The sequence below is a fragment of the Anaerosporobacter sp. genome (assembly GCF_965301125.1).
The window spans coordinates 16769-27979 of record NZ_CBDLAM010000022.1; the positions used below are offsets into that span (position 1 = coordinate 16769).

At 32.5% G+C, this 11211-nt stretch carries 10 protein-coding genes and 1 pseudogene; 1 reads left to right on the plus strand and 10 read right to left on the minus strand.

Annotated features, from left to right (window positions below; translation table 11 throughout):
• A pseudogene (locus ACW2QF_RS04135) lies at positions 1–362 on the plus strand (hypothetical protein); the annotation flags it as partial.
• A gap of 1 nt (position 363) precedes the next feature.
• Here ACW2QF_RS04135 and ACW2QF_RS04140 read toward each other — a convergent pair.
• From ACW2QF_RS04140 to ACW2QF_RS04185, 10 genes are all read right to left on the minus strand, one after another.
• Complete coding sequence (locus tag ACW2QF_RS04140; RefSeq protein WP_455714732.1) at positions 364–1746, minus strand: sugar transferase; 1383 nt, start codon at positions 1744–1746, stop codon at positions 364–366.
• A 263-nt stretch (positions 1747–2009) separates the two neighbouring features.
• Complete coding sequence (locus tag ACW2QF_RS04145) at positions 2010–2381, minus strand: PH domain-containing protein (RefSeq protein WP_455714733.1); 372 nt, start codon at positions 2379–2381, stop codon at positions 2010–2012.
• Positions 2382–2444: 63 nt separating this feature from the next.
• Complete coding sequence (locus ACW2QF_RS04150) at positions 2445–3179, minus strand: DUF5067 domain-containing protein (protein ID WP_455714734.1); 735 nt, start codon at positions 3177–3179, stop codon at positions 2445–2447.
• Between the two features lie 182 nt (positions 3180–3361).
• The gene (locus tag ACW2QF_RS04155) at positions 3362–4915 is read right to left on the minus strand and encodes a sensor histidine kinase (protein ID WP_455714735.1); all 1554 of its coding nucleotides are present in this window, start codon (positions 4913–4915) and stop codon (positions 3362–3364) included.
• Entirely contained in the window at positions 4912–5586 is a 675-nt protein-coding gene (locus tag ACW2QF_RS04160) for a response regulator transcription factor (protein WP_455714736.1), read from the minus strand. Before ACW2QF_RS04160 ends, ACW2QF_RS04155 begins: the two co-directional genes overlap by 4 nt.
• A gap of 163 nt (positions 5587–5749) precedes the next feature.
• Positions 5750–6505, minus strand: coding sequence for a peptidylprolyl isomerase (locus ACW2QF_RS04165; protein ID WP_455714737.1), 756 nt, complete (start codon positions 6503–6505; stop codon positions 5750–5752).
• A 237-nt stretch (positions 6506–6742) separates the two neighbouring features.
• Positions 6743–7771: a LacI family DNA-binding transcriptional regulator gene (locus ACW2QF_RS04170; RefSeq protein ID WP_455714738.1), complete on the minus strand. Its 1029-nt coding sequence runs from the start codon at positions 7769–7771 to the stop codon at positions 6743–6745.
• 117 nt (positions 7772–7888) lie between these two features.
• The gene (gene malQ / locus ACW2QF_RS04175; RefSeq protein ID WP_455714743.1) at positions 7889–9415 is read right to left on the minus strand and encodes a 4-alpha-glucanotransferase; all 1527 of its coding nucleotides are present in this window, start codon (positions 9413–9415) and stop codon (positions 7889–7891) included.
• The gene (locus tag ACW2QF_RS04180) at positions 9415–10251 is read right to left on the minus strand and encodes a carbohydrate ABC transporter permease (RefSeq protein WP_455714739.1); all 837 of its coding nucleotides are present in this window, start codon (positions 10249–10251) and stop codon (positions 9415–9417) included. Before ACW2QF_RS04180 ends, malQ begins: the two co-directional genes overlap by 1 nt.
• The gene (locus tag ACW2QF_RS04185) at positions 10251–11093 is read right to left on the minus strand and encodes a carbohydrate ABC transporter permease (RefSeq protein WP_455714740.1); all 843 of its coding nucleotides are present in this window, start codon (positions 11091–11093) and stop codon (positions 10251–10253) included. Before ACW2QF_RS04185 ends, ACW2QF_RS04180 begins: the two co-directional genes overlap by 1 nt.
• Positions 11094–11211: the final 118 nt, after the last annotated feature.

An 11211-nucleotide genomic window follows, 5' to 3' on the forward strand; every position in this document is an offset into this window, starting at 1 on the left:
ATATAACACTATACGGATTAAGTGCCAATAAAATGGATGTCATATATAATCCAAAGGCTTTACCAGAAACAGAAGTTGGAACGTTCTCTATTCTTCTTTATCACTATACGAATCATTTTGACTACTTCACCGATAATAGATTTAATCTTATTCTAGCAGGTCATACACACGGTGGTATCATTCGAATTCCTTTTGTTGGAGGGTTAATAGGGAATAATTCAACCTTTTTCCCAAAATATGATTCCGGAAGATTTGTCCACGATCAAACAACTATGATTTCCAGTCGTGGAATTGGTGATGCCTCTATTCCAAGATTCTTTAACCACTCCGAACTTGTATGTATAACTTTACATTCTAAATAAACTAATAGGCCCCTCTGCGCCTAAACATTTGCCATACGGTTTGGAATATGATTTTGAAATCCATCATCACATCCCATTTATCGATATATTCGGTATCAAGTTCTACAATTTCTTCAAAATCAGTAATTGTACTTCGACCGTTTACCTGCCACATACCCGTAATACCAGGCTTAATACTAATTCTTCTCCAGTGACTTCTCTCATATTGTTCAACCTCATCTAAAGTTGGTGGTCTTGTTCCAACAAGTGACATATCACCTTTTAGAACATTGAAAAATTGAGGGAATTCATCTAAGCTTGTCTTTCTAATAAATTTCCCAACTTTTGTTATTCTCGGATCATCCTTCATTTTAAACATGAAGGCACCTTCCATCTCATTTTGTTGCATAAGATCTTTCTTCTTTTCTTCAGCATCTATGCACATACTTCTAAACTTAAACATATTGAAATTGCGACCATTCATACCAACTCGCGTCTGTTTGAATATCACAGGACCTTTCGACTCCATTTTAATTGCGATTGCAACTGATAACATAATCGGTGAAAAAATAAGAATTGCTACGGAAGAGCCTATTATATCTATTCCACGTTTGATTGCTCTTGAAGACTCGTTTAACGTCACCGTGTGATATGTTAGTACAGGGTAAGTACCTACACTACTTATATAGCTTTGTGCTCCATCTGCATAATATGAATTCACGATTACCCTAACTGTAACCCCCATATCTACACATATGTTAATATAAGATTGTACATCTATTGTGTTTCCATATTGTTTTTCCATAATATAAATTTGGTCTACTGCTTTTTCATGAATTAATCTTTCAATATCTTTAATACTACCTAAATATTCTGGTTCATCTGTATCTTCTAATGATACAAAACCAACTATTTCAATATCAATACTACTTTGGTCGAGGAATCGAATAAATTTACTGTATCTTTCCTTATGTCCAATAATTAAGGTCCTTTGACCAGTTTTCCTATACTTTCTCATAATGGAATGCATGGAGAACGCACTGAATAACAATAAAGCGTAGTTTATTAACAAGAAACAACAATATAACAAATAATTAATTGCTGCACCATTTCCATAGTAAAGCAATGAAAAAGTAACAGCCGTAGCAATAAGAAAAGACTTAGTTACTCTTATAATATATCTGTCGGCATAAAAAAATGTTGTGACGTTATATATTCCTAAACTCTTACCCGATAGAATATATACCACTAAAAATGATAACCAAATTGCGAAATATCCCTGATGAAAGTCTTCCACTCCTCCTTCTGTTATTATGGAAGCTAATATGAAGGCTATCCCACAGAATATACAATCACTAAATATATAATATAAATTAGTTCCTGCATTCCGATTAAACCTTCCCAATACTCCACTCTCCTTCCTCTATGTTAATTATTTACTTTCCATAGTATACCATTGCAACATTTTTTTGTAAAGTTTTACGTCAATTACCAAATAATAATCGAGCTTATTTAATACTTTATTTATATTTATTTTATATAAATTTAATATTTATAGTAATATATTCTCATAAAAAATGCTAAAAAATACCGCTGTAGGTTAGATACTATTGTGTCTAGTTTCTTACCCACGGCGGTAATTTCTTTATTGATATTCAATTGATATTGCTAAATTTCTTGCACTTCATCTGATTCATCAACATCAATATCTAATGTATGCATTGTTCTTCTCTTACGTCTTGCTTCCTCAGATGCTTGCATAATATAATCTTTAATCTCTGCTGCATGTTTAATATGAGAAAGTTCAAGCTCAGGATGAGTTGTATCTCCTGTATAACAAATTATTGTACCGATTTTGAATATTCTCTCTAAAAAGCTTTTTTTCAAACGTACGTCTTGAATCTTGTACATATACGCATCATCTTCTGTAATACTTAAAAACCCTCTTTTAATTGTGACCTTCTCATCCATAATTGTATATGTTGTAAAACATATCGGTAAGGCTAGAAATTTTGTTCTTTTCTTCTCAATAAAGCTCATTTTACTTTACTCCTTTAATATAACAAATTATGTTATTTATTACATCCCCTAAAATTAATTGTATTATTTTACTGTAATTTGACTAGCCTTATCAGCATTAGTCACTATTAAGGTTGAATCTTTTACTTTTGTTTTCTTCGGTACTTCAAAAATTAATACGGCTTTCTTCGCTTTCCCAGCAGCAATGGTTGATTCAAAATACTGGATATCATTAGATACAATTGATAAAATTGGATAATGAACTTCTTCTCCGATCTTTAAATTATATGATATACCAGAACGAATTAATTTAACGTTTTGCTTCTTCTTACTATTATTCTTGATTTTAAATTCAAATACAACTAGTTCGTTTCCTGATTTTGCTTCAACACCAAACGCTTGATCGCTATAACTTCCAGTATAGCTTGATGTTGTTGTATACTTTAGATAATCTACTGCTATATCCTTGAGCTGATAGATATCTGATAGTTCATAAAGGGTTTCCTTAACCTCTTCCTCTTCATTAGAATTATCTAACTTTGTAGTTTCATCAACATCAGTATCTTTTTTTGTATCTTCTTTCACACCAACTTGAACCGTTTGTTCGATTTCAACTGTAGCATTCTCATCTTCAGATGTTCTTTGATAAGCGTACACTAACCCATCCTGATAATACTTGTCGTACTTTAATATGCTTCCTGCTATGTACTGTGCTACTATTGCATTATTCTCTTCCTCTAATGTTTTAGTACTTGAACAAGCCGATAATAACATTGTTGATACCGACATAAACACAAGTAAGCAGATTTTTTTCTTCATTGCATCTCCTCCATCACTATCTATTATAAGTATATAATTTCATATAATCTGATATAATCTACTACTATATTAACAAGTTATAAGACAAATTTCAATGCATGTTTTGTCTATTTTTTTCTTTTACATACAAAAAGACAATCTTATTAGATTGTCTTTTATTGTTTAATGCATTATTGTTATTTCTATATTTTCGTATCTAACTCGAACCAGAATTCAACTCCGTTTTCATGATTAATTACACCACACTCTCTATTATGAGATATCATAATGGCTTTAACTATAGATAAACCTATACCGTTACCACCATATTCTCTGGTTCTAGCCTTATCTACTTTGTAAAACTTAATCCATATTTTATCAATATCCTCTTCTGGTATTGGATCTCCTGTATTAAAAACAGAAACTCGCATACAGTCTTGTTTTTGTTCTAACTTAATGTCAATCACCTTTTCATAATCAAGATGATTTAAGGCATTACTGATATAATTCGTAACAACCTCTTCTATCATGTATTCATCTGCCCAAACATCAATTGGTTCTGTTTCACGGAAGATTACTTTCGCTTCCTTCTTCTGCGCTAATATATTCGTTGAATTAATAACACCTTTTATTAGTCCTACAATATCAAACCGCTCAATGTTTACTTGATTATTACCAAATTCAATTTGATTTAAGCTAAGTAGACGTTTTACCATCTTATTCATTTTCGATGCTTCATCAATGATAACTTCACAATAGAAATTTCGACTTTCTTCATCATCATTAATGTTATCTAATAGACCTTCAGAATATCCTTGAATTAATGCAATCGGCGTCTTCAATTCATGGGTTACATTCGATAAGAATTCCTTTCGCATCTCATCAATTTGAATTTTATTCTGTATATCCGATTGTAGCTCATTATTGGCATTCTTTAATTCCGAAATCGTTGATTCAAGTCTCTCTGATAAGATTTTATTTCTTATCCCTAACTCTCCAATTTCATCCCTTGTGGTAACTGGATATCTCACATCAAAATCCAAATTAGCCATCTTCTTCGCTATCCCTGACAACTGATGTATTGGTTTGGTAATTGATCTACTAACTATCATGGTAATGATAATTCCTAAAAGAGCACCTATAACACCTACATACGCAAGAAATTTATTCGCTATGAGAACACTCTCTTGGATACCTTCAAAGTTAGATCGAAGATAGACATAATCCCCGTTATCTAGGGGTCCAAACAATTCAAGATAGTATGACTCCATTCTTTCATCGTAAACTTTGTATATCCCATATTTTTTCGTTGATGACAACTTTTTCATATAACTTGTAGATATTCCAGTCACATATGCATAAACACGGCTCTTTAACAGTTCATATTGTTGATCATTTATAGTCTGTCTATCTGGATAATCCAAAGACAAATTAAATCTTGTTTGTCCAAATACATTCTCTAAGTATATACTATTACTATCAATAACATATATATTAATATTACTATTTGTTCCTAGTCTCTCTAATGATAAATATTTTGTATCCATCACTTCGTTATTAGCATTATTATCTAAACTTGCGTCTGCTATTTTATAAACCGACTGAACACTATCATACATCTCTTCTAACTTATTAACCTTACTATATTGATAATAATCTTCCAAAAAGCCTTTGTTCATTCCCCAACAAAGTAGGACAACGCCAACAACTAAGATAGTGAATAGTCCTGTAATCTTGAACTTTATTGAATGTCTCATTCACTCACCTCTAATTTATACCCCATACCCCAAATGGTTTTAATATAGTCTCCCTTATCTCCAAGCTTACTTCTTAATTTCTTAACATGGGTATCGATTGTTCTAGCATCACCAAAATAGTCATAGTTCCAAACGTTGTTCAATATCTTTTCCCTAGATAACGCAACCCCTCTATTCTTTACAAAATACGTTAATAATTCAAACTCCTTATAGCTTAATTCAATAGGTTCGCCATCTATTTTAACTTGATGAGCTTCTAAATCGAGTGTTATCCCACCAATAGACAATACGTCTTCTACCACGTTAGTACGTCTTAGTATAGCCTCTACCCGTGCTACAAGTATCTTAGGACTAAATGGTTTAGATATATATTCATCTACACCTAATTCAAAGCCAAGTAACTCGTCTTTTTCATCACTCTTTGCTGTAAGCATAATAATAGGAACTTTAGAGTACTGGCGAATTTCTCGACATACTTGCCAACCGTCCATCTTAGGCATCATAACATCAAGAATAATAAGCGATATATTTTTATTCTGAAAGAATATATCAACTGCCTGTTCTCCATTTTCTGCTTCAATAACTTCATAGTCTTTTTTTGATAGAAAATCACTAACTAATTTTCTCATTCTACTTTCATCATCTACTACAAGTATTTTCAAATTTTCCATATAAACCACCCTTTATTGATCATCTTTTCTTTATAATAGCAATAATTTATGTTTAATATGTGAAAACCACATAAATTAATTATAATTGATACAAGAAATAAATGCAAAATAAAGAAGACGTAATAATACACAACTAGGTTGCTTTTATTACGTCTTAAACTTATTATTTATATTCTGAAATTTTGATTGTTTCGATAATTACGTCGTTTGCAGGTATTCCGCTATTAGCATCTTCCATATCAACACTTGCGATCGCATCTAATACATCATAACTTGCATCATCATAGATTTGTCCGAATACAGTATGCGCTTCAAACAGCCATGGAGTTCCACCTTTTTCCATGTATAGCTCTGTAATATCATCGCTAAATTCACAATTATAAGCAGCTTTCATAAATGTTTTAAAGGAATCTAAGTACGATTCTCCAAGCTCATATCCATTAGCTGTTAGTGCTCCTTCTACAGTTGCTTGATCTAAAGGATTTGCTTGTACAATGAAGAACTGACTTCCATTGGTATTGCTTCCTGAATTAGCCATACATAAAGCACCTCTTAAAGGATGTAAATCATCTGAGAATTCATCTTCAAAATTCTCGCCCCAGATGCTTTCTCCACCCATTCCAGTACCTTCTGGATCACCACCTTGAATCATGAAGTCATTAATGATTCTGTGGAATGTTAATCCATCATAATACCCTTCTTTCGCATGTGTTACAAAGTTCTCTACTGCTTTAGGTGCCTTATCTGCAAAAAATCTAACTTTAATAGATCCAAAATCTTTCACTACGATTTCTGCTACAGTATCCCCCGATTTAGGCGCATCGAATTGACTAGCCTCTTTCGTTTCTTTTTTCGAACAACCTACTAATGCCATTGTAGCTACAAGCATAATCGCAATGCATTTTGTTAATTTTCTCATGTAAAATTTACTCCTTTCCAATATCCAAAGACTATTCTTATAGTTGTAATACTCTTTATAATGCCGGAAGACATATTAATGTTTTCCAGGCTTATCCTATCGTGCTTAATCACACTTTATCTATTCTAATACAAGAACAATTTTCTTGCAATATATTTGTTCTGGCACATAAAAAACGCTATATAGCATAACTCTTATTAGTCATTGCTATATAGCATCTTGGGTAAGATCAAAGGTCTAAATCATCTTCGTTGATTGTCCAATTATCAATTCTCCTGGAAATATACATTTCTGATGGTCTGCCTTCTTCTTAATTACATCAAATAATATAGTAACTGCTTCTTTGGCTAACTCATCAATAGGCTGTCGAATGGTTGTAATGGTCGGATTGTAATAAGATGCGATATCCAAACCATCAAAGCCCGCTACAGAATAGTCCTCCGGTACAGATTTACCCGCGTCTAAAATCGATTTACATGCTCCTATTGCAATACTATCCGATATCGCAAAAACAGCGGTAAACTCTTCTCCCGATTCCAATAGTTCTTTCATAACTACGTACCCATTATCCATGGTGAAGGTTTCTATATCATCTTTCATACTTCTAACTAATTTCATGTCAGGCTCAATATTGTTATCTTTTAATGCTTGTAAATAACCTTTATATCGAATAAGCCCAATACTTGTATCATCTAAACTAGTTGTGATAATAGCAATGCGTTTGTGACCAATCTTACATAGATAGTCAACAATCTTATAACTCTCTTTAAAGTCATCTACAGCAACAAAAGAACATAATTCTTTTCTCCATTTTTCTGTCAGAGCTACTGTACATAAAACATATGGAATATCTAGCTGGGCTAACTTTTCCTCAGAATGTGTGAAATGGCCTCCTAGGAATATGATACCACGTAACTTCTTTTCTTTCACAAGTTCTAATGCAACATCAATTTCATCTTCATGGTCCTCAACTCTATGAAGTAGGAATGAATACTTTCTCTCTTGCGTTTCTTCTTCAATTACCTTAATCATCTTACTAAAGAAAGGATTACTTATACCTTTAATTAATACGGCAATCATCTTAGAGTTGGAACGTTTCAGATTACGGGCACTATTATTAGGTATGTAATTGTTCTCTTTGATTACTTTCATAATCTTATTTTTTGTTTCTTCATTGATATCTGGATGATTATTAATCGCTCTTGATACCGTGCTGACGCCAACACCACAGAGTTTTGCTACATCTTTAATTGTGATAGTACCCATGATATCCTTCCTTTGCTGCATATTTTATTTACCTAAACTTCGTTTAGTCCGTCTAAGATTATAACATATTTTTTATATTTTGCAATATATTCCATATAAATATGACAATTTTTAACTTTATCTACCATAAAGTTTTGTCACTTTAAGGATTTGCTCAGCTAAATCAATGTCAATATCATTTCTTTTCATTCTCCATATCCAATTACCACCAAGGGTCGATGGAGTATTGATACGCGCTTTGGAATCAAGTCCCAAATAATCTTGCATTGGTATGATAGCAAGATCTGCCACGCTTGCCAAAGTAAACTTAATATAATCCCAATGAATCTCTTCAGGTTTAGAATTATGATTATTTACATATTCAGTTGCATACTTTTTATCTTGTTCACAAAGAGTATTGTACCAACCTACAATTGTATCATTATCATGTGTCCCTGTATATACAACACAATTTTTATCATAATTATGTGGTAAATAATCACTCTCTTCTCTTGAATCGAATGCGAATTGAATAATCTTCATACCTGGATATCCACAATCTTTCACTAATTTTCTTGAACTATCTGTAAGGAAGCCAAGATCTTCTGCAATAATATCGACATTACCTAATACCTTTTTGATATGCTCGAAGATATCATTACCAGGTCCTTTTTCCCATTTTCCAATTACAGCATCTTTCGCTCCGTATGGAATAGAATAATATTCATCAAATCCTCTGAAATGATCTACTCGAACCACATCATATAGTTTAAAACAGAATGCAATTCTGTTGATCCACCAATCATAACCTGTTGATTTGTGATAATCCCAATCATATAATGGATTTCCCCATAGCTGTCCAGTAGCTGAGAAACTATCTGGAGGACAACCCGCAACAGCGGTTGGCTTTCCATCTTTATCAAACTGGAATAATTTCTTATTTGCCCAAGTATCTGCGCTATCATAGGCAACATAGATAGGGATATCCCCAATAATTTTAATTCCTTTGTCATTCGCATACTCTTTTAGTGATTTCCATTGTTCGAAAAATTTATATTGAATAAATTTATAGAATAGAATGTTATCAGCTAAAAGGTTTGTATATTTTTCTAATGCTTCTTTTTTACGTAGACGTATATCTTCATCCCAGTCATCTATTCCCTTATCCCCGAAATAGTTTTTAACAGCCATAAATAAACTGTAATCAACTAACCAGGACTCATGTTCTTCACAAAAATCTTCAAAATTATCAAAATTGTCATTTACCTTTGAACAAAATCTTTCGTATGCTAATCTTAGTAACTGAAATCTTGAATGATAGATTTTATCATATTCAACTCGATCTACAAGATCACCATAATCAACATTTTCACATTCATCCTTAGTAAGTAAACCTTCTCTTATAAGAGCCTCTAAATCTATAAAGTAGGGATTACCCGCAAATGTTGAGAAAGATTGATATGGAGAATCACCATAGCCCGTCGAACCAAAAGGCAAAACTTGCCAATACTTTTGCCCTGCCTTTTCTAAAAAATCTACGAACGCATATGCTTCTTTAGAAAAAGTACCAATTCCATACGCTGATGGCAAAGAGGTAATCGGTAGTAAAATTCCACTTGCTCTCATTAAAGTCATCCTCTCGAAATTACATTTTACATTGTTTATTAACCTTTTACTGCTCCACTTGTAACACCTTCAATGATATGTTTCTGACAAACCAAATAGAATACTACAATTGGAATAATTGCTAATACTAACATGGCCATCATTGCACCCATATCAATTGACCCATAACCACCTTTTAGATACTGAATTGCTATTGGTATTGTTTTATAATCCGAACCAATTACTAGATATGGTAATAGATAATCGTTCCAAATCCACATTACATTAAGGATTGCAACAGTTACTGAAATTGGTTTCAAGATTGGTAATACTACAGAGAAGTAAGTACGAATAGGATTGCAACCATCCATCATAGCTGCTTCTTCTATTTCAATTGGCACAGACTTAACAAATCCACAGAACATGAATACCGAAAGTCCGGCACCAAATCCCACATAGATAACTATGATACCAATTGGGTTATCTAAACTTAATACATTGGCTACTTTAGTCATTGTGAACATAACCATTTGGAAAGGTACGATCATTGAGAATACAAACAAATAGTAAAGCATACTTGTAAATTTGCTTTTAACTCTAGTAATGTACCATGCTATCATAGCTGTTAATAAAACAATAAATCCTACTGAAAATACTGTGATAAATAACGACCAACCTCCTGCATGTAGGAAGTTTGTTTTATTTATTCCGCTAATATAGTTCTCAAACTGAACAAAAGTCTGTTTATTTGGTAACACGAATGGTGCATCACTTATAAAAAACTTTCCTTTAAAAGAGTTCATTAACACGATGAAAATTGGTGCTAAGAAAGCAATTGCTAATACAGCAAGTACAATAAAAATAATAACGTCTGATGGTTTACTTTTCGCTTTCATTAGTTCTCAACCTCCTTAGTTCTAGTCGCTCTTAGTTGAATTAATGCAATAGCAACAACAATAATAAAGAAGATTACTGCTTTTGCCTGACCAATACCTTCAGAACCTACCTTACCATAGAATGTATTGTAGATATCAAGAGCTAACATTGCTGTTTTCTTTGATGGTGCACCAGCTGTTAATGCAAGGTTTTGATCGAATAATTTGAATGAATTTGATAAAGTTAGGAATAGACAAATTGTGATAGATGGCATAACTAATGGAATCGTTACATTTCTAAGAATTTGTTTCTTATTAGCTCCATCAATTCTAGCTGCTTCTACTAGATCTTTTGGTATATTTTGAATACCAGCAATATAGATAATCATCATATAACCAATTAACTGCCAGTTCATTAAGATAACTAAGCCCCAGAAACCGTATTTTGGTGCAAATGTTAATGTTACTCCAAATTTATATAGAATTCCGTTTAAAATCAATTGCCAAATATAACCTAACACAATACCACCAATTAAGTTTGGCATGAAGAATATTGTACGGAATATGTTAGTCCCTCTTTTTCCTCTTGTTAACAATGAAGCTAACGCGAAAGCAAATATATTAATTGTAATTACGGATACTACTGTAAAAGCTACTGTAAATAGTAATGCATTTAAAAAGTCCTTATTCTGAAATGCTGCTTTATAATTGCTTAACCCTACCCATTTTGCATCTGTTACTGTTCTAAATTCTGTGAATGATAGATAAATACCCATAATGAAGGGTACTATAAACGCTATTGTAAATGCTATTAATGTAGGTAATGCAAAAATTGGAAAGTACTTCTTCAAATTTTTGTGCATATTCCTCTCTCCTGTCCTTTTATTTTGAAGTTATAAAATTACTTTTGTCTTTATCACTGTAAGTTAGTTCTAAAAAGGGTGAGTGAGGAATTAACCACACTCACCCTTCTTGTTGATT